The organism is Herbaspirillum lusitanum (assembly GCF_026127345.1).
GTDB lineage: Bacteria > Pseudomonadota > Gammaproteobacteria > Burkholderiales > Burkholderiaceae_D > Herbaspirillum > Herbaspirillum lusitanum.
The window spans coordinates 310295-329215 of sequence record NZ_QXFG01000010.1; the positions used below are offsets into that span (position 1 = coordinate 310295).

At 60.8% G+C, this 18921-nt stretch carries 14 protein-coding genes; 3 read left to right on the top strand and 11 right to left on the bottom strand.

From position 1 onward, the window contains the following. Positions 1–27: 27 nt before the first annotated feature. The 6 genes from DXT88_RS16250 to DXT88_RS16275 form a co-directional block, all read right to left on the bottom strand. Complete coding sequence (locus DXT88_RS16250; protein WP_265214999.1) at positions 28–1926, bottom strand: propionate--CoA ligase; 1899 nt, start codon at positions 1924–1926, stop codon at positions 28–30. A 247-nt stretch (positions 1927–2173) separates the two neighbouring features. After that, complete coding sequence (locus DXT88_RS16255) at positions 2174–2566, bottom strand: hypothetical protein (RefSeq protein WP_265215001.1); 393 nt, start codon at positions 2564–2566, stop codon at positions 2174–2176. Between the two features lie 121 nt (positions 2567–2687). Further along, positions 2688–3878, bottom strand: a complete 1191-nt coding sequence (gene prpF / locus DXT88_RS16260) for a 2-methylaconitate cis-trans isomerase PrpF (RefSeq protein ID WP_265215002.1) — start codon at positions 3876–3878, stop codon at positions 2688–2690. A gap of 37 nt (positions 3879–3915) precedes the next feature. Next, the gene (gene acnD / locus DXT88_RS16265) at positions 3916–6525 is read right to left on the bottom strand and encodes a Fe/S-dependent 2-methylisocitrate dehydratase AcnD (protein ID WP_265215004.1); all 2610 of its coding nucleotides are present in this window, start codon (positions 6523–6525) and stop codon (positions 3916–3918) included. A 105-nt stretch (positions 6526–6630) separates the two neighbouring features. Beyond that, complete coding sequence (gene prpC / locus DXT88_RS16270; protein ID WP_016834002.1) at positions 6631–7791, bottom strand: bifunctional 2-methylcitrate synthase/citrate synthase; 1161 nt, start codon at positions 7789–7791, stop codon at positions 6631–6633. Between the two features lie 52 nt (positions 7792–7843). Beyond that, complete coding sequence (locus DXT88_RS16275; RefSeq protein WP_265215006.1) at positions 7844–8725, bottom strand: isocitrate lyase/PEP mutase family protein; 882 nt, start codon at positions 8723–8725, stop codon at positions 7844–7846. A 260-nt stretch (positions 8726–8985) separates the two neighbouring features. Here DXT88_RS16275 and prpR point away from each other — a divergent pair, with 260 nt between their 5' ends. Beyond that, the gene (gene prpR / locus DXT88_RS16280) at positions 8986–10626 is read left to right on the top strand and encodes a propionate catabolism operon regulatory protein PrpR (RefSeq protein ID WP_265215007.1); all 1641 of its coding nucleotides are present in this window, start codon (positions 8986–8988) and stop codon (positions 10624–10626) included. 310 nt (positions 10627–10936) lie between these two features. After that, positions 10937–12229, top strand: coding sequence for an MFS transporter (locus tag DXT88_RS16285; RefSeq protein WP_016834004.1), 1293 nt, complete (start codon positions 10937–10939; stop codon positions 12227–12229). 198 nt (positions 12230–12427) lie between these two features. On the opposite strand, the gene ntrC is transcribed toward DXT88_RS16285, so the two are convergent. The 4 genes from ntrC to glnA all read right to left on the bottom strand — a co-directional run bounded on the left by ntrC (position 12428) and on the right by glnA (position 17338). Continuing rightward, positions 12428–13927 carry a nitrogen regulation protein NR(I) gene (ntrC, locus tag DXT88_RS16290; protein WP_265215008.1) on the bottom strand — a complete coding sequence of 500 codons (1500 nt, stop codon included), beginning with the start codon at positions 13925–13927 and terminating at the stop codon, positions 12428–12430. A 119-nt stretch (positions 13928–14046) separates the two neighbouring features. Further along, positions 14047–15120: a nitrogen regulation protein NR(II) gene (gene glnL / locus DXT88_RS16295; RefSeq protein WP_016834006.1), complete on the bottom strand. Its 1074-nt coding sequence runs from the start codon at positions 15118–15120 to the stop codon at positions 14047–14049. A gap of 153 nt (positions 15121–15273) precedes the next feature. After that, positions 15274–15774, bottom strand: a complete 501-nt coding sequence (locus tag DXT88_RS16300; protein ID WP_265215010.1) for a DUF4124 domain-containing protein — start codon at positions 15772–15774, stop codon at positions 15274–15276. 148 nt (positions 15775–15922) lie between these two features. Continuing rightward, positions 15923–17338 (bottom strand): type I glutamate--ammonia ligase, encoded by a 1416-nt coding sequence (glnA, locus tag DXT88_RS16305; protein ID WP_029363383.1) that lies wholly within the window; start codon positions 17336–17338, stop codon positions 15923–15925. A gap of 372 nt (positions 17339–17710) precedes the next feature. On the opposite strand from glnA, the gene DXT88_RS16310 reads away from it, so the two are divergent. Beyond that, a complete protein-coding gene (locus tag DXT88_RS16310; RefSeq protein WP_265215247.1) occupies positions 17711–18175 on the top strand; it encodes a rhodanese-like domain-containing protein in 465 nt (154 codons plus the stop codon). 53 nt (positions 18176–18228) lie between these two features. Here DXT88_RS16310 and DXT88_RS16315 read toward each other — a convergent pair whose 3' ends face one another. Continuing rightward, positions 18229–18921 carry a response regulator gene (locus DXT88_RS16315; protein WP_265215012.1) on the bottom strand — a complete coding sequence of 231 codons (693 nt, stop codon included), beginning with the start codon at positions 18919–18921 and terminating at the stop codon, positions 18229–18231.

An 18921-nucleotide genomic window follows, 5' to 3' on the forward strand; every position in this document is an offset into this window, starting at 1 on the left:
CGTCGTCGCTGCCGCTCCAGCCTATTTCTAGGCTTGCAAGGCCGCTTTGATCTGCTGCAGCGAGGTCGGATCTTCGATGGTGGTCAGGTCGCCCGGATCGCGTCCCTCGCAGATGGCCTGGATGGAACGGCGCAGCAGCTTGCCCGAACGCGTCTTCGGCAGCAGGCTGACGAAATGCACGCGCGACGGCCGGCCGACGGCGCCGATCTGCTTGTCGACCACGCGCATGATTTCTGCCTCAAGCGCCTGGCGACCTTCCGCCGTGGCGACGGCGTCGGCCTGCCTGGGGATCACGAAGGCGATGGCGACCTGGCCCTTGAGCTTGTCGTCGACGCCGACCACGGCCACCTCGGACACGTTGGCATGGCTGGAAATACTTTCTTCGATCTCGCGCGTGCCGAGGCGATGACCGGCGACGTTGATGACGTCGTCGGTGCGGCCGAGGATGAAGTAGTACCCGTCTTCATCGCGGATGCCCCAGTCGAAGGTCGAATACACCTGCGTCCTGAAGTTGGACCAGTAGGTATTGACGAAGCGCTCGTCGTCGCGATACACGGTCTGCATGCAGCCCGGCGGCAACGGCCCTTCGATCACCACCACGCCCTTCTCGTTGACGCCGCACAGTTCGCCGGTGGACTCGTTCATGATGTGCATCTTGTAGCCGTACAGGGGCACGCCCGGACTGCCCAGCCGGGTCGGTTTGTCGTCCACGCCCTTGGCGATGGACAGGATGGGCCAGCCGCTTTCGGTCTGCCAGTAGTTGTCGATCACCGGCACGCCGAGCGCACCCGAAATCCAGTTCGAGGTGGTCTCGTCCAGCGGCTCGCCGGCCAGATAGAGACTCTTGAGCGATGACAAGTCATACCGCGTCATGCATTCGGCCGGCTGCTTCTTTAGCACGCGGATGGCGGTCGGCGACGAGAACATGCGCGTGACCTTGTACTTCTCCACCAGGCTCCACCAGATGCCGCCGTCCGGCTTGTCGCCCGCCAGCACCGGCAGGCCTTCGTACAGGATGGTTGCCATGCCGGCCATCAGCGGACCGTAGACGATGTAGGAATGGCCGACCACCCAGCCGATGTCGGAGGTGCAGAAATAAGTCTCGCCGGGATTACCGCAGAATATGTAGGACATCGACGCCGCCAGCGCCACTGCATAACCGCCGACGTCGCGTTGCACTCCCTTCGGCTTGCCGGTGGTGCCGGAGGTGTAGAGGATGTAGGACGGCTCGTTCGATTCCAGCCAGGCGACCGGCACATCGGCATCGAGGTATTGCGCGCGCAGGCTGGTGTAATCGACGTCGCGTCCGGTGGTGCGCGGCATCTCGGCCAGTCCGCGATCGGTCAGCAACACATGGGCCGGCTTGTGTTGCGCCAGCCGTATCGCCTCGTCGAGCAAACCCTTGTACGCCACCACCCTGCCGCCGCGCGAGCCGGCATCGGCCGACACGATCAGCGTCGGCTGCGCATCGTCGATGCGCGTCGCCAGACTGGTTGACGCAAAACCGCCGAATACCACCGAATGCACCGCGCCGATGCGTGCACACGCCAGCATTGCGAACACCGCCTCGGCAATCATCGGCATGTAGATCAGCACGCGGTCGCCGCGCTTGACGCCAAGCGACAGCATGATCGCCGCCATTGCGCTGACTTCGCGATGCAGCTCGCGGAAGGTGTAGGTCTTTTCGGTATTGGTTTCGGTCGACACTGCAATCAGCGCGGCCTGATCGGCGCGTTGCGCCAGATGACGATCAACGGCGTTGTGGCACAGATTGGTCTCGCCGCCGATGAACCAGCGCGCGAACGGCGGGCGTGTGTAATCGCGTGTTTTGGTGAACGGTGCATGCCAGTCGATGCGCCTGGCTTCATTGGCCCAGAAGGTATCCGGGTCGTCGATGGACTGCTGGTAAAACGATGCGTAACTCATGATGTCTCCTCATGGCAATCGGATGCGCACCGACCTTGTCAGGGTATCGCTGCGAGCGGTGTGCTGCGTCTTTGCGCGGCATTCATCTGCTTGTTGTGTGTTGCGCTTTACTGTCGCAGAACATGCTTACGTGCAGCTTAATCTGCTTCAGTTTTTTTGAAAAAAACCGTGACGAAAAATCTGCGGAACGCGAAAAAAAAGGATGCATCGACGCATCCTTTTTTGCCGTTCAAAAAACAAAAAGGTGTTATCGATTCTTGCAATCGTTCGCGAGTTGCTGACCGATCTTCGAATTCAGCAGCATCGACTTCGACGGGATCTGGATCCAGACCAGGCCGTCGCCCTTGTCTTCGAAACGCAGCGCGCCGGTGGAGGTCGATACCGGCGTCATCTTGTAGGTGCTGCCCTTCCACACCAGGCTCACGTTGCTGTTGCCGTCGAGCTTGACTTCGACCTTGTTGCCCATCTCGCAGGAGAAGCTGCCGGTCGCCAGGCGGCCGGCCCAGGCCGGATTGACGGCGGCGGCCACCGGTTGCAACGGCGCCGGCACCGGCTTGGTTTCGGTCAGCGGCACCGTTTCAGCGCAGGCAGCCAGCAGGATGGTCAGGGTCAGTACGGAAGCACGTTGCAAGAAAGTCATGTTTTGGTCCAATGCCGGGATGAAAAAAGAATGTGGACGGCATCTTACCAACTTTCGTTCCGCAACTCCGGTTTTGTCGCGCCGCGGCGCAGCATCCGAAGTTGCGCCCTGATCGATCCGATCAGAATGCGTCGCCCGGCACGCGCACCGTACCTTCCATCAGCACCCGTGCGCTGCGGCTCATGATGGCCTTGGTCACGCTCCATTCGCCATTGGCCTGTTGCGCCTGCGCACCGACGCGCAAGGTGCCGGACGGATGACCGAAGCGCACCGCCGTACGTTCACCGCCGCCGGCGGCAAGATTCACCAGCGTGCCGGGAATCGCCGCAGCCACGCCGATGGCGACCGCCGCCGTGCCCATCATGGCGTGGTGCAGCTTGCCCATGGACATGGCGCGCACCAGCAGGTCGACGTCGGCGGCGGCAACCTTCTTGCCGCTGGATGCGGTGTAGTCGCGCGGCTTGGCGACGAAGGCAACCTTGGGCGTGTGCTGGCGCTTGACGGCTTCGTCGATGTGCTTGATCAGGCCCATGCGTACGGCGCCGTGTGCGCGGATGGTCTCGAAGCGCGCCAAGGCCTTGGGATCGCCGTTGATGGCGTCCTGCAATTCGACGCCGGTGTAACCGATGTCTTCCGCGTTGAGGAAAATCGCCGGGATGCCGGCGTTGATCATGGTCGCCTTGAAGGTGCCGATACCCGGCACTTCCAGGTCGTCCACCAGATTGCCGGTCGGGAACATGGCGCCGCCGGCGCCCTCTTCTTCCGCTGCAGGATCCATGAATTCGAGCTGCACTTCGGCGGCTGGGAAAGTCACGCCGTCGAGTTCGAAATCGCCGGTCTCCTGCACCTGGCCGTCGGTGATCGGCACGTGCGCAATGATGGTCTTGCCGATGTTGGCCTGCCAGATGCGTACGATGCAAACGCCGTTGACCGGAATCCGATCGGGATTGACCAGGCCGTTGCTGATGGCGAACGGACCGACCGCCGCCGACAGGTTGCCGCAATTGCCGCTCCAGTCGACGAACGCCGTGTCGATGGAAACCTGGCCGAACAGATAGTCGACGTCATGCCCGGCCCGGGTGGACTTGGACAGGATCACCGTCTTGCTGGTGCTCGAGGTGGCGCCGCCCATGCCGTCGATCTGCTTGCCGTACGGGTCGGGGCTGCCGATCACGCGCATCAGCAAGGCGTCGCGCGCGGGTCCCGGCGCTTGCGCCGTGGCCGGCAAATCCTGCAGGCGGAAGAACACGCCCTTGCTGGTGCCGCCGCGCATGTAGGTGGCCGGAATCTTGATTTGGGGTACGTGGGTCATATGCATGCTTTCGTAATTATCTGGACGATCCTGCCGCTCAGGCGGCCTTGACAGTCGATGCCAGGAAGTCCTGCGCAAAACGCTGCAGCACGCCGCCGGCTTCGTAGATCGAGACTTCTTCTCCGGTGTCGAGGCGGCAGGTCATCGGCACTTCAACGCGTTCGCCGTTCTTGCGGATGATCACCAGCGTCAGGTCGGCGCGCGGAGTGCGCTTGCCGATCACGTCGAAGGTCTCGGTGCCGTCGATGCCCAGCGTCTTGCGGGTGGTCCCAGGTTTGAATTCCAGCGGCAGCACGCCCATGCCGATCAGGTTGGTGCGGTGGATGCGTTCAAAGCCTTCGGCCGCGATCACTTCCACGCCCGCCAGACGTACGCCCTTGGCCGCCCAGTCGCGCGACGAGCCCTGGCCGTAATCGGCGCCGGCGACGATGATCAGCGGCTGCTTGCGGTTGAGGTAGGTTTCGATCGCTTCCCACATGCGCATGACCTTGCCGTCTGGTTCCACGCGCGCCAGCGAGCCCTTCCTGACCTCGCCGTCGACCACCGCCATTTCATTGACCAGCTGCGGATTCGCAAAGGTGGCGCGCAATGCCGTCAGGTGGTCGCCGCGATGCGTGGCGTAGGAGTTGAAGTCTTCTTCCGGCAAGCCCATCTTGGCCAGGTATTCACCGGCAGCCGAATCGGCCATGATGGCGTTGGACGGCGACAGGTGATCGGTGGTGATGTTGTCGGGCAGCACCGCCAGCGCGCGCATGCCGGTCATCGTGCGTTCGCCGGCGAGCGCGCCCTCCCAGTACGGCGGACGGCGGATGTAGGTGCTCATCGGGCGCCAGTCGTACAGCGGTGCGGCTGCTTCGCCCTTGTCCACCTGTACGGCGAACATCGGCGTGTAGACGTTGCGGAACTGCTCGGGCTTGACCGAGGACTTGACCACGGCGTCGATCTCTTCGTCGCTCGGCCAGATGTCCTTCAGGCGAATTTCCTTGCCGTCGACAATGGCCAGCACATCCTTCTCGATGTCGAAGCGGATGGTGCCGGCAATCGCGTACGCCACCACCAGCGGCGGCGACGCCAGGAAGGCTTGCTTGGCGTAGGGATGGATGCGGCCGTCGAAGTTGCGGTTGCCGGACAGGACTGCGGTGGCGTACAGGTCGCGCTCGATGATCTCTTTCTGGATCACCGGATCGAGCGCCCCCGACATGCCGTTGCAGGTGGTGCAGGCGAAGGCGACGATGCCGAAGCCGAGCTTTTGCAGTTCGGTGCTCAGGCCCGCTTCGTCGAGATACAGCTCCACGGTCTTGGAGCCCGGCGCCAGCGACGACTTCACCCACGGCTTGCGGGTCAGGCCGAGCTTGTTGGCATTGCGCGCCAGCAGGCCGGCGGCGATGACGTTGCGCGGATTGCTGGTGTTGGTGCAACTGGTGATGGCGGCGATGATCACGGCGCCGTCCGGCATCAGGCCTTCGGCTTCCTGCGCCTGCGCCTTGTCGAGATCGACGGCGATGCCGCGTTCGGCCAGCGCCGACACCGGCAGGCGGCGATGCGGATTGGACGGGCCGGCCAGCGTGCGCACCACGGTCGACAGATCGAATCCGAGCGTGCGTTCATACTGCGCCGTGGCCAGGCTGTCGGCCCACAGGCCGGCTTCCTTGGCGTAGGTCTCGACCAGCTTGACCTGTTCGTCTTCACGGCCGGTGAGCTTGAGGTAATCGATGGTCTGCTGGTCGATGAAGAACATCGCCGCGGTCGCGCCGTATTCCGGCGCCATGTTGGAGATCGTGGCGCGGTCGCCCAGCGTCAATGCAGAGGCGCCCTCGCCGCGGAATTCCAGGTAAGCCCCGACCACTTTTTCCTTGCGCAGGAATTCGGTCAGCGACAGCACGACGTCGGTCGCGGTGATGCCCGGCAGCGGCTTGCCGGAAAGTTCGACGCCGATGATTTCAGGCAGGCGCATCCATGAGGCGCGGCCCAGCATGACGTTCTCGGCTTCGAGGCCGCCGACGCCGACGGCGATCACGCCCAGCGCGTCGACGTGCGGCGTGTGGCTGTCGGTGCCGACGCAGGTGTCCGGATACGCCAGGCCGTTGTCGTTATGAATGACCGGCGACATTTTTTCCAGATTGATCTGGTGCATGATGCCGTTGCCGGGCTGGATCACGTTGATGTTCTTGAATGCGCGCTTGGTCCAGTTGATGAAGTGGAAGCGGTCTTCGTTGCGTCGATCTTCGATGGCGCGATTCTTTTCAAACGCCTGCGGATCGAAGCCGCCGCATTCCACCGCCAGCGAATGGTCGACGATCAGTTGCACCGGCACCACCGGATTGACCTTGGCCGGATCGCCGCCCTGATCGGCGATGGCGTCGCGCAGGCCCGCGAGGTCGACCAGCGCGGTCTGGCCGAGGATGTCGTGGCAGACCACGCGCGCCGGGAACCAGGGAAAATCCAGGTCCCGCTTGCATTCGATGATCTGCTTCAGGTAGTCATTGAGGATGGCCGGGTCGCAGCGGCGAACCAGGTTTTCGGCGTGCACGCGGGAGGTGTAAGGCAGCGTGTTCCAGGCGCCCGGCTTGATTGCCTCCACTGCGCCGCGCGCGTCGAAGTAATCCAGCTTGGTGCCGGGCAGAGGTTTGCGGTGTGCGGTATTCATGGCTCGATCCCGAGAAAAACTTTAGGTAAGAGTGGCAGCCTGCGCGCCGGTCTATGTCGGCGCAACAGGCTGCAGATGTTGCTGATGTACTGCCAAGGGTACGACTTACTTGCGCTTGCCGATCGGCACGAACTTCAGATCTTCCGGACCGACATAGTTCGCCGATGGACGAATGATCTTGTTGTCGATGCGTTGCTCGATGATGTGCGCAGCCCAGCCGGAGGTGCGTGCGATCACGAACAGCGGCGTGAACATCGCCGTCGGCACGCCCATCATGTGGTACGACACGGCCGAGAACCAGTCGAGATTGGGGAACATCTTCTTGATGTCCCACATGACGGTTTCGAGGCGCTCGGCGATGTCGAACATCTTGACCGAACCGGCGTCCTTGGACAGCTTGCGCGCGACTTCCTTGATGACCTTGTTGCGTGGGTCCGAGATGGTGTAGACCGGATGGCCGAAGCCGATCACGACTTCCTTGTTCTCGACGCGGCGCTTGATGTCGGCTTCCGCTTCGTCAGGGTTGTCGTAGCGCTTCTGGATTTCAAACGCGACTTCATTGGCGCCGCCGTGCTTCGGACCGCGCAATGCGCCGATGCCGCCGGTGATGGCCGAGTACATGTCGGAGCCGGTGCCGGCGATGACGCGGCTGGCGAAGGTGGAGGCGTTGAATTCGTGTTCGGCGTACAGGATCAGCGAAGTGTGCATCGCCTTTTCCCACAGCTCGGATGGCTTTTCGCCGTGCAGAAGGTGCAGGAAGTGGCCGCCGATGGATTCGTCGTCGGTTTCGACTTCGATGCGCTTGCCGTTCTGGCTGTAGTGATACCAGTACAGCAGCATCGAACCCAGCGAGGCCATCAGGCGATCCGCGATGTCGCGCGCGCCCGGCGTGTTGTGGTCATCTTTTTCCGGCAGCACGCAGCCCAATGCCGACACGCCGGTGCGCATCACGTCCATCGGGTGCGATGCTGCAGGCAGCCATTCCAGCGCCGCCTTGACGTTGGCCGGCAGACCGCGCAGCGCTTTCAGCTTGGCCTTGTAGGCCTTCAGCTCGGCCGCGGTCGGCAGCTTGCCGTGCACCAGCAAGTGGGCGATCTCTTCAAACTCGCAGCTGTCGGCGACGTCGAGGATGTCGTAACCGCGATAGTGCAAATCGTTGCCGGTCTTGCCGACGGTGCACAGCGCGGTGTTGCCGGCAGTGACGCCGGACAGCGCCACGGATTTTTTCGGTTTGAAGCCGGTTGCCGGTGCTTGTGGTTCGCTCATGCGTATCTCCTGAATGATGTATTGAGGTATGAATTCTTGTAGTAAATCCGGATTATTTTTCCGCGTATTTCTTTTCCAGCAGATCGAACATCGGCTTGTTGACCAGGCGCTGGCGTTCGGCAAACGGCGTCACGAAATTCGGGTCTTCGTCGAGGCGATGGTTGTCGCGCAACACGGTCAATGCCTTTTGCATGCCGGCCACGGCGCCTTGCAACGCGGCGTTGGCGTACAGCACGATGCCGTAGCCCAGCTCGCCCAGCTCGTCGGCGTTGAAGATCGGCGTCTTGCCGCCGATCACCAGATTCACCAGTTGCGGCTTGTCCAGTGCTTGTGGCAGACGACGGATTTCGTCCGCGGTCTCGATCGCTTCCACGAACAGGATGTCGGCGCCGGCTTCGCTGTAGCGGGCCGCGCGTTCCAACGCATCTTCGAAACCGTGGACGCTGCACGCATCGGTGCGCGCCATGATCAGCATGCCGTCATTGCTGCGTGCATCGACGGCGGCGTGGATCTTGCCGACCATTTCTGCGCAGGAGATGACTTCCTTGCCGCTGAAGTGACCGCAGCGCTTGGGCGAAACCTGGTCTTCCAACTGCACCGCATCGGCGCCGGCGCGTTCCAGCGTACGGATGGTGTGGCGCACGTTGAGGGCGTTGCCAAAGCCGGTGTCGGCATCGACGATCAGCGGAATCTCCACCGCATCGCGAATGCGCGCGGTGTGGTCGGCCAATTCATTGAGGCCGATGAAGCCCTGATCCGGCATGCCGAAATACATGTTGGTCACGCCGGCGCCGGTAATGTAAAGAGCCTCGAAACCGAGATCGGCAATCACACGCGCCGACAGCGCATTGAAGGCGCCGGGGACCAGCAGCCCTTTGCGTGCATTGACCTTGTCGCGCAGAATTTGTTTGGTGGTTTGAGAAAGGTTGGTCATACGGAGTCCTTGAAGTTGCGTCTGTCGTTGCGTCTGTCGTTGCGTGTTTCAGCGAGGTGAATGCCGGTGCTTGTTGCAATGCGCGTGCCATGCTGGCCGCCACCGGATGTTGCATCGCGGAAGAAATCGATGTTTCATCGCAAGCCCGTGTGAAATCAACGACTTATGTCTTTTCCTCCTCGGGAGCGCATCCCTGCTTCGACGACACTCCCGCCGGGAATGTGTTACATTTGAAACGTTTGAAACATTCAAAATGAAACATGAAACGCCCTCCCTTCTCTTCTCGGGATAACCCGGACAAGCCGGTCATCTGGACAGTTTCGGTGTCGCGCCTGGTCGAACTGTTTCGCGACATCACGCTGGAGTTCGATGATCGCGCGGACATCGAGCCGATCCCGCTGGGCTTTGAAGATGCGGTACGGCATATCCGTGAGCGCCTCGCGACAGAACACTGCGACGCCGTGATCGCGGCAGGATCCAATGGCGCCTATCTCAAGAGTCGCCTGTCAGTCCCCGTGATCATTGCCAAGGCCAGCGGCTTCGATGTCATGCAGGCGCTGGCGAAAGCGCGCAAGATTTCTCCCGACATCGGCATGATCACCTATCAGGAAACCATGCCGTCGCTGGTCGAATTCCAGAACACCTTCGGCCTCAACATCGTGCAGCGCACTTACGCCACCGAAGAAGACGCTCGCTCGCAAATCAACGAACTGAAAGCGGCCGGCATCAAGGCCGTCGTCGGCGCCGGCCTGATCACGGGGCTGGCCCAGGAAGCGGGATTGGCCGGCATCTTCGTCTACTCCGCCGCCAGCATCCGCCAGGCGTTCGACGACGCGCTGGAACTGGCGCGCCTGACGCAACTGGAATCAACGCGCGGACGCATCCTTCCCGTGGCCGACACCTTGCGCGCGCGGCATCATCTTAACGACCTGCGCGGCGATTCGGCGGCGATGGAAAGCGTGCGGCAATCGATCACCCTGTTCGCCAAGTCGCCGGCGACGGTATTGATCCAGGGTGAAACCGGCACCGGCAAGGAACTCGCCGCGCAAGCGATCCATCGCGCGCATCCGCAAATGCAAGGCAAGGTGCAGGCGCATCATCCCTTCGTTGCCGTCAACTGCGGCGCACTGGCGGAGTCGTTGCTGGAATCCGAATTGTTCGGCTATGAAGAAGGCGCCTTCACCGGCTCGCGCCGCGGCGGTCGCGCCGGGCTGTTTGAAGCCGCGCATCGCGGCACCCTCTTGCTCGATGAAATCGGCGAGATGCCGCTGCCATTGCAAACGCGCTTGCTGCGTGTGCTGGAAGAACGCGAAGTGGTGCGCGTGGGCGGCACCCGGCCGATACCGGTCAACGTGCGCATCATCAGCGCCACGCATTGCGACCTCGATGCGCGCGTACGCGACGGCCGCTTCCGCGCCGATCTGTTTTACCGCCTGAGCGTCTTGCGCATGACGCTGCCGCCGCTGCGCGAGCGGCCGGACGACCTTGCACCGCTGGCGGAGTGGTGCCTGAAGAATGCGCTGGCGGCGATGGATATCCGCCCGCACGCCAACCTGCATGCCGAGATCTTGCGTTGCACGCCCCTGCTGGCGCGCTATGGCTGGCCCGGCAACGTACGCGAGCTGCGCAACATGATGGAGCGGCTGGCGCTGTTTCTGGCAGCCGAACCGTTGCAGGCGTTGACGCCGAATCTGATCGGCCGCATCGCGCCGGAAATCTTGCGTGATGACGCATCGACAACGACGGCGCCCGTGGCGTCCGTTTTGCCTGCAGCGCATGCCGACGCCGACGAATCATTGCAGGATGTGCTGGCGCGCTTCGACGGCAACCGTGCCGCTGCGGCAAGTTATCTGGGCATCAGCCGCACAACGCTGTGGCGTCGTCTTGGCGAGAAAAACTGAAGCGTCAATACACTTCCTGCGGTGTGACGGCGCTCTTTACACCTCCCCGATGTTGATTCACCTGTGAAGCGTGTCGGCAGCGATTCCCACTCTTCGGGAATCGCTGCCGACACGCTTCTGCAAACACTTTTCTTCAAGCGCGAAACCTGATTGACAGTCGCGCGCGCATGCACGTATTCTCAGCCGATCGCACCTCTCAACGGCATACTGTTTACGCATTGTTCATGTGTAAACAACATGACGGTGAACACCTTGTGGTGCGATGCCTCACCATAAAAAAATCATCTCAATCACTCACTCCGGGAGCCACATGAACGCCATCAGTTCATCCAACACGGGCGACGCCAAGTCGGTCAAGTTACATCCACAAACCTGGCGCGCGGTCATTTCATCATCGATCGGCAACGCGCTGGAATGGTTCGATGTGCTGATCTACGGCGCCTTCGCCGTGATCATCGCCAAACTGTTTTTTCCTACCGAGAACGAGACCGTATCGTTGCTGGTGACCTTCGCCACCTTCGGCGTGTCGTTCTTCATGCGCCCGCTCGGCGCGGTCGTGCTCGGCGCGTATTCCGATCGCGTCGGCCGCAAGGCGGCGCTGTCGCTGTCGATCGTGCTGATGACCATCGGCACCGCGATGATTGCCTTCATGCCGACCTACGCCAGCATCGGTTTGTGGGCGCCTGCCGGTATCGTGCTGGCGCGCCTGATCCAGGGCTTTTCGGCCGGCGGCGAGTTCGGCAGTTCGACCGCGTTCCTGGTGGAACACGCACCGCATCGCCGCGGCTTCTTCTCGAGCTGGCAAGTCGCCAGCCAGGGGCTAAGCCTGCTGATGGCGGCGGTTTTCGGCGCCGGACTGAACGGTTTGCTGACGCCTGAGCAGCTGTATTCCTGGGGCTGGCGTCTGCCGTTCCTGTTCGGCCTGCTGATCGGCCCTGCCGGTTACTACATCCGCCGCCATCTCGATGAGTCGCCGGAATTCGCCGCCGCTGAGCGCACTGAAACACCGCTGCGCGATACCTTCTCCAGCCAGAAAATGCGTCTGCTGATCGGCACCGGCAGCGTGATCATGGCGACCGTTTCGGTCTACCTCGCGCTGTACATGCCGACGTATGCGATCAAGCAACTGGGCATGCCGGCATGGTCGTCGTACGCGGCGACGATCGTCTCCGGGCTGATCATGATGGTGTTCTCACCGCTGGTGGGCGAGCTGTCCGACAAGTACGGCCGCACGCCATTCATGATCGGCAGCAGCCTGGCGTTCGTGGTGTTCACGTATCCGATGTTCGTGTTCCTGACGAGTGCGCCGAGCTTCGTCAACCTGCTGTTGCTGCAGATCGTGATCGGCGTGCTGATGACGATGTACTTCGCTTCCATGCCGGCATTGCTGGCCGATGTGTTCCCGGTGCAGACGCGCGGCACCGGCATGTCGCTGAGCTATAACATCGCCGTGATGCTGTTCGGCGGTTTCGCCGGCCTGATCATCACCTGGCTGATCCAGTTCACCGGCAACAAGCTGTCGGTGAGCTTCTTCGTGATCTTCGGCGCGGCCTTGAGCTTGATCGCGTCGACGGCGGCGCGCTACGTCCTGCGCGTGCGTTGATGATCGACTTCGCGCATGACCGGTCCAGCCGGTCGGCGTGAAGGAAAAGCGGATCGAAAAAAAGGGCCGGTTTCATCGCTGAAACCGGCCCTGATGTTTTTGGTGTTATTAATCCGCATCGCATATGCAGATGTTGTCCCTGCACTGCAGCTTGTTCTGTTCCCTCTTTTCCTCAAACCCCTTCTTGCATTCTTCCGTTCAGTCGTCTTCGGCGCCGCCGATGCCGAGTTCCTGGATCTTGCGCGTGATCGTGTTGCGGCCGATGCCCAGGCGCACGGCTGCATCGTTCTTGCGGCCATGAGTATGCTTGAGCGCGATCTTGATCAGCGTCGCTTCGAACTGGCGACCGAGGATATCCATGACTTCCGGACGCTCTTCGGCGAGCATTTGCGCCGCTTCGGTTTCCAGCAGGCTGATCCAGCTGCGCTCGGCGCCGCCATCGCCGTCGTAGCTCGCTCCCCCGCCGGCGCCGCCATGTGCTTCGGCAGGCGCGGCCGATGAGGTTGTGTGCGTGTGTGTGTGCGTCGGCTGGAAATTGCTGCTGCGCTCTTCGATCAGATCCTGCGGCAAATCCTTCACTTCCACGGTCTGGCCGGGCGCCATGACGGTGATCCAGTTGCACAGGTTTTCCAGCTGGCGTACGTTGCCGGGCAGTTCCAGTTGCGACAGGAACTGCATCGCCTGCGGCGACAGGCGCTTGGCTTCGACACCAAGCTGACGCGCGCTTTGCGTCAGGAAATGGCGCGCCAGGATCGGGATGTCTTCGCTGCGCTCGCGCAGGCTTGGCAGACGCAGGCGGATGACGTTGAGGCGGTGGTACAAGTCTTCACGGAACAGGCCCTCGCGCACGCGGTGTTCGAGGTTTTGGTGAGTAGCGGCAATGACGCGCACGTTGGCCTTGAGCGACTGATGGCCGCCGACGCGATAGAAGTGGCCGTCCGACAGCACGCGCAACAAACGCGTTTGCAGGTCGAGCGGCATGTCGCCGATTTCATCGAGGAACAGCGTGCCGCCTTCGGCTTGTTCAAAGCGACCGCGACGCATCGCCTGCGCGCCGGTGAAGGCGCCGCGCTCATGGCCGAACAGTTCGGACTCGAGCAGGTCCTTGGGGATCGCTGCGGTGTTCAATGCGACGAAGGGCTGCGCGGCGCGCGGGCTGTGCTTGTGCAAGGCGCGTGCGACCAGTTCCTTGCCGGAGCCGGATTCGCCGGTGATCAGCACGGTCACGTTGGATTGCGACAAGCGGCCGATGGCGCGGAACACATCCTGCATGGCCGGCGCCTGGCCGAGAATCTCCGGCGCGTTGGCCGACGATTGCTCGACATCGGTTTCGCGCAGGCTCTCTTCCAATGCACGGCGGATCAGCTCGACGGCCTTGTCGACGTCGAAGGGCTTGGCCAGGTATTCGAAGGCGCCGCCCTGGAATGCCGAGACCGCCGAATCGAGATCGGAGAATGCGGTGATGATGATGACCGGAATGCCGGGATGCTTGGCCTTGATGGTCTGCAACAGCTCCAGGCCGGAAGCGCCGGGCATGCGGATATCGGAAACCAGTACTTGCGGCGTGCCGCTCTCCAGTGCCTGCATGGCGTCGCGTGCGCTGGAAAAGCTTTGCGTGGCGAGATTTTCTCGCGCGAGGGCTTTTTCCAATACCCAGCGTATCGATTCGTCGTCGTCAACAATCCAGATCGGTTTCATAGTGTTATCTTTTCTTGCTTATCGTTGCGTGTAATAGCGTGTAGTAGCGTGTGTAAGTCGCGTAAAAGGCTCGCGCCAATGTTGCCCTGCCCGATCCCTGCTCACCCGATGAACTACCATCAGGGAAGCGGAATCAATATCCTGAAATCCGTACATCCCGGCCGGCTTTCGCATTCGATCACCCCCATGTGCTGCTGAACGAATGTTTGCGCCAACGTCAATCCCAAACCGCTGCCTCCCTCACGACCGGATACCAGCGGGTAAAAAATACGGTCCTGGATATCCGGTGAAATACCGGGGCCGTTGTCGATGATATGCAAGTCTAGTGCCAGCCGATATCGGACCTTGGCCAGCGTCACTTGCCGCATCACGCGCGTCTGCAAAATCAGTTCGCCGTCGCCGGTGCGGATGCGTTCGGCGAGTGCTTGTGCAGCGTTGTGGACGATGTTCAGCAAGGCCTGGATCAACTGCTCCTTGTCGCCGCGGAATTCAGGAATCGACAGGTCGTAATCGCGCTTGATGGTCAGGCCGTTGGGAAACTCGGCCAGGATCAGACTGCGCACGCGTTCGCAGACTTCATGGATGTTGACGTCGCCGACGATGTGCGGCCGCCGGTGCGGCGCCAGCAGGCGATCGACCAGCGTTTGCAGGCGATCGGCTTCCTTGATGATGACCTGGGTATATTCGCGCAGCTCTTTCAGATGGCGCTCGGGCAGCTCCAGTTCCAGCAGTTGCGCCGCGCCGCGAATGCCGCCGAGCGGATTCTTGATTTCATGCGCGAGATTGCGGATCAGTTCCTTGTTGGCCTGGCTCTGGTCGAGCAGGCGCTCTTCGCGATCGAGCTTGAGTTGCTGGACGTTTTCCCGCAGCTCCAGCAGCACCGGCGTGTCGGCGTTGTCGAGCGCGGTGACGATGGTATGGACCTGCAGCGGCTCGCGGCCGATGCGCTCCAGCACGAGATCGAGGCGCTTGTCGGCGAATTGATGTTCAACCGCCTGGTAGAACAAGGTGGCCAGCTCTTTGCCGTTGAGGAACAGTTCGCTGAGCTTTTGCTGGGACAGGACCTTGAAGGAGCTCTCCAGCAGGTTTTCAGCAGCGGCGTTGGCGTATACGATGCCGCCGTTGGCGTCGAGAATGATGACTGCTGATGCCAGCAGGTCAAGACCGTCGAGTGAAGGTAAAGTTGTTTTCATGCGTTCCGTAAGTACCTGTAGTAATGCCGCATCAAGTAGGTCGTCGCGGCTTGTGGCCGTGCGCACAGATTTGTCAGCTTCCTCTCAGCAAAGCAAGATTTGGGCAAGGCTGCAGCGCCACTGACTTCCCGGCTTGCGCGCCGCTTTTACGGATTAACGCAGCTTGCCCACTTCGCGCCTGAGCGCGTCCACATTGCGCTCCGAACGGGCAATGTCGTCCTTCATGGCGGCAGCGCGTTCCTGGTATTTTGCATAGTTGCGCTCATCGCCGCGCCGCTCGGGCTCGCCGTTGTTGTAGTCCGCCTTCAGGCTCGCCAGTTTGCCCTCTTCCTGCCTGAGTTCGTCCTGCAATATCAGTTTGCGGTCGCTGTCGCGCGCTTTCTGCACCTGGCCGTCGGCCTTGGGAAAAGCGCTTGCGGTCACAGCCGGCCCCGTCGTCGCTGCCGGCTTGCCCGGTGCAGCACGTTTGGTCGGCGCCGGGGCGCTCGCAGCCGGGATATCCAGTTTGCGGCATCCTTTGCCGATGCCGGTATTGCGATATTCCGCGACGCCGTTCTGACCGATGCAGACATAGACGTCATCTGACGTCGGGGCCGCTTGCACGATGGCCGCGCAGGCCAGGCCTGACAATGCGGCAAGTACGGAAAATTTCATTGGTCCAGGCCTGAAAAATGCGATGAAACCAAGTGTATGACAAGACCCGGCGAGGAACAAACGCAGCCCGTCGGACACCAACGCAATAAGCCTCGCGCATAAAAAAAGGGAAGCAAGCTTCCCTTTTTTATCAATGCAAAATCGACGATTACAGCGAGTAGTACATGTCGAATTCGATTGGGTGTGTCGTCATGCGATAGCGTTGCACTTCCTGGCCCTTCAGGTCCAGGTAGGCGTCGATCATGCTGTCGGTGAAGACGCCGCCGCGTGTCAGGAACTCGCGATCGGCGTTCAGTGCATCCAGCGCTTCTTCCAGCGATGCGCACACTGTCGGGATCAGCTTGTCTTCTTCCGGTGGCAGATGGTACAGATCCTTCGAAGCAGCTTCGCCTGGATGGATCTTGTTTTGCACGCCGTCCAGACCGGCCATCAGCAGAGCCGAGAAGCACAGGTATGGGTTCGCCAGCGGATCCGGGAAACGTGTTTCGATACGACGACCCTTCGGGTTCGCAACGTGTGGAATACGGATCGATGCGGAACGGTTGCGTGCCGAGTAAGCCAGCTTGACCGGTGCTTCGAAACCTGGAACCAGACGCTTGTACGAGTTGGTGCCTGGGTTGGTGATCGCGTTCAGTGCCTTGGCGTGCTTGATGATACCGCCGATGTAGAACAACGCGAATTCGGACAGACCGGCATAGCCGTCGCCTGCGAACAGATTCTTGCCGTCTTTCCAGACCGATTGGTGAACGTGCATGCCGGAGCCGTTGTCGCCGACCAGTGGCTTGGGCATGAAGGTCGCTGTCTTGCCGTAGGTGTGAGCAACGTTCCAGATCACATACTTCAGTGTTTGTGTCCAGTCAGCGCGCTCAACCAGTGTCGAGAACCTGGTGCCCAGTTCGTTTTGACCTGCGCCGGCCACTTCGTGGTGGTGCACTTCAACTGGAATGCCCAGGGATTCGAGGATCAGGGACATTTCCGAACGCATGTCCTGGAAGCTGTCGACTGGAGGCACTGGGAAGTAGCCGCCCTTGACGACCGGACGATGGCCGGTGTTGCCGCCTTCGAGCTTGGCGCCGGAGCTCCACGATGCTTCTTCGGATTCGATCTTGACGAAGGAACCGGACATGTCCGCACCCCAACGCACGCCGTCGAAGATGAAGAATTCTGGCTCAGGACCGAAGTAGGCGGTATCGCCCAGGCCCGAGGACTTCAGGTACGCTTCAGCGCGCTTGGCGATGGAACGCGGGTCACGGTCGTAACCCTTGCCATCGGATGGCTCGATCACGTCACATTGCATGAACAATGTGGTTTCTTCCATGAACGGGTCGATGTTGGCGGTGTTTGGATCAGGAATCAGCAACATGTCCGAAGCTTCGATACCCTTCCAGCCGGCGATCGAGGAACCGTCGAATGCGTGACCCGATTCGAACTTGTCGATGTCGAAGTGGGAAACGGGAACAGTTACGTGTTGCTCTTTACCCCGGGTGTCGGCAAAACGGAAATCAACAAACTTGACTTCATTGTCTTTCACCAACTTCAAAACCTCTGCGGCCGTCCTTGCCATGCGAATCTCCTAAAACGAGGAAGTAGTATAAATTTGTACAATTTGGGTGATGAGCCGACTACGTGCGACTTGATGTGTGCAGCAAATACAACAGATAGTGCGCCAGAACTCAGGCGGGAATGATAGCAGATTCCATGCCACCAACTGCCTTGCGTTGATGCTTATGGCATATTTTAGGGAGTTATTGGCTGGCGGGCGTTTCCGAGCAGTGCACGGCAACACGAATAATGATCAATTATGGTGCGAAATGTATTTTTCGCACCATTAAAAAGCATATTTTCCTCTTCGCTTTATTTTGGTGCAGATATTTGCCTGCCTTGGCGTTGGGATAATGATTTATGTATCTTTTCAGCAATTATCAAAGGGACCTTGATGACAACTTCCAACGACATTCTTTCGATTGCCGGCCAACGTGCGCAAACTGGTCAGTTTCCGTATGCGGGGGCGGTCACGCCGCAAGAGGCGTTTGCCCTGCTGCAGGGCGATCCGGCCGTCAAACTGGTTGACGTGCGCACCAAGGCGGAACGCGATTGGGTCGGCCAGGTTGTGATTCCGGCGGACCAGCATCTGGCGGTGCAATGGAATCTCTACCCGGAGAGCGTGCCGAATCCACAATTTCTCGAACAGCTCGATGCCCTCGCGGACAAGCAGACAATCTTGCTGTTTCTGTGCCGTTCGGGCGTACGCTCCCGCCATGCCGCAAAACTGGCGACTGAAAACGGCTATACGCGCTGCTATGACATTCTCGAAGGTTTCGAAGGAAACAAGGACAGCGCAGGTCATCGCAAGACCATCGAAGGATGGTGCAAAGCGGGACTGCCGTGGATGGGGGCTTGAGTTGAAGTGAATCGGGCCGCTGATGCGAGCCGATTGCTGTGACAAACCCGGATTCAGAGGGACTGCAATTGCCGTCCCAGCGCCGCAACCTCAGCCGCCAGATCGGCCGACGGCATGCGACTCACCGCGATCGCTTCGATGCGTTCCAGCGTCGCGACGATGTCGACTGCAGCTATCGTGAGTGCGGCACCCTTCATCCGATGCGCCAGCCTTCCGACCGAGGCCATATCCGCCTCAGCCATGGCCGTCTGCAGGACTGCAAAATCCTCAAGCGACGTGGTGCGAAACAGCGTCGTCAGATCCACGCTGCGCATGTCGTCGATGTTCATCGGCGCTACCGCAGAGACGTCGACATCGCACCACAGCGACAGCATTTTTTTCAGATCATCGACCGGCAAGGGCTTGCCGAGTACGCCGTCCATGCCGCTGTCGAGGCAAAGCTGCATGTGCGCGGTATCGGTCTCGGCCGAGATCGCGATGATGGGCGTGTGCGCCAACTCTTCCTCGCGTTCGCGCCGGCGGAATATTTTCGCCACGTCGTAACCGCTCATGTCAGGCATCTGGCAATCCAGCAGCACCAGGTCAAACTCGCCGTCCTGCATTGCAGCAAGACCGGAGTTGCCATCCTGCGCCGTCGCTACGTCGCAACCCAGTTTCTTCAGTTGTTTCTCAATGACGACGCGGCTGGTTGCAGAATCGTCGACGACAAGAATCTGGAGCGAAGGAGCCGTAGCAATCGTATTCAT

Bases quoted from the DNA above. Each gene is read 5' to 3' on its own strand.
- DXT88_RS16300 (WP_265215010.1), bottom strand. From the start codon at position 15,774: ATGAAATTTTCCGTACTTGCCGCATTGTCAGGCCTGGCCTGCGCGGCC.
- DXT88_RS16310 (WP_265215247.1), top strand. From the start codon at position 17,711: ATGACAACTTCCAACGACATTCTTTCGATTGCCGGCCAACGTGCGCAA.
- prpR (WP_265215007.1), top strand. From the start codon at position 8,986: ATGAAACGCCCTCCCTTCTCTTCTCGGGATAACCCGGACAAGCCGGTC.
- prpC (WP_016834002.1), bottom strand. From the start codon at position 7,791: ATGAGCGAACCACAAGCACCGGCAACCGGCTTCAAACCGAAAAAATCC.
- glnA (WP_029363383.1), bottom strand. From the start codon at position 17,338: ATGGCAAGGACGGCCGCAGAGGTTTTGAAGTTGGTGAAAGACAATGAA.
- DXT88_RS16315 (WP_265215012.1), bottom strand. From the start codon at position 18,921: ATGAATACGATTGCTACGGCTCCTTCGCTCCAGATTCTTGTCGTCGAC.
- glnL (WP_016834006.1), bottom strand. From the start codon at position 15,120: ATGAAAACAACTTTACCTTCACTCGACGGTCTTGACCTGCTGGCATCA.
- ntrC (WP_265215008.1), bottom strand. From the start codon at position 13,927: ATGAAACCGATCTGGATTGTTGACGACGACGAATCGATACGCTGGGTA.
- DXT88_RS16255 (WP_265215001.1), bottom strand. From the start codon at position 2,566: ATGACTTTCTTGCAACGTGCTTCCGTACTGACCCTGACCATCCTGCTG.
- prpF (WP_265215002.1), bottom strand. From the start codon at position 3,878: ATGACCCACGTACCCCAAATCAAGATTCCGGCCACCTACATGCGCGGC.
- DXT88_RS16275 (WP_265215006.1), bottom strand. From the start codon at position 8,725: ATGACCAACCTTTCTCAAACCACCAAACAAATTCTGCGCGACAAGGTC.
- DXT88_RS16285 (WP_016834004.1), top strand. From the start codon at position 10,937: ATGAACGCCATCAGTTCATCCAACACGGGCGACGCCAAGTCGGTCAAG.
- acnD (WP_265215004.1), bottom strand. From the start codon at position 6,525: ATGAATACCGCACACCGCAAACCTCTGCCCGGCACCAAGCTGGATTAC.
- DXT88_RS16250 (WP_265214999.1), bottom strand. From the start codon at position 1,926: ATGAGTTACGCATCGTTTTACCAGCAGTCCATCGACGACCCGGATACC.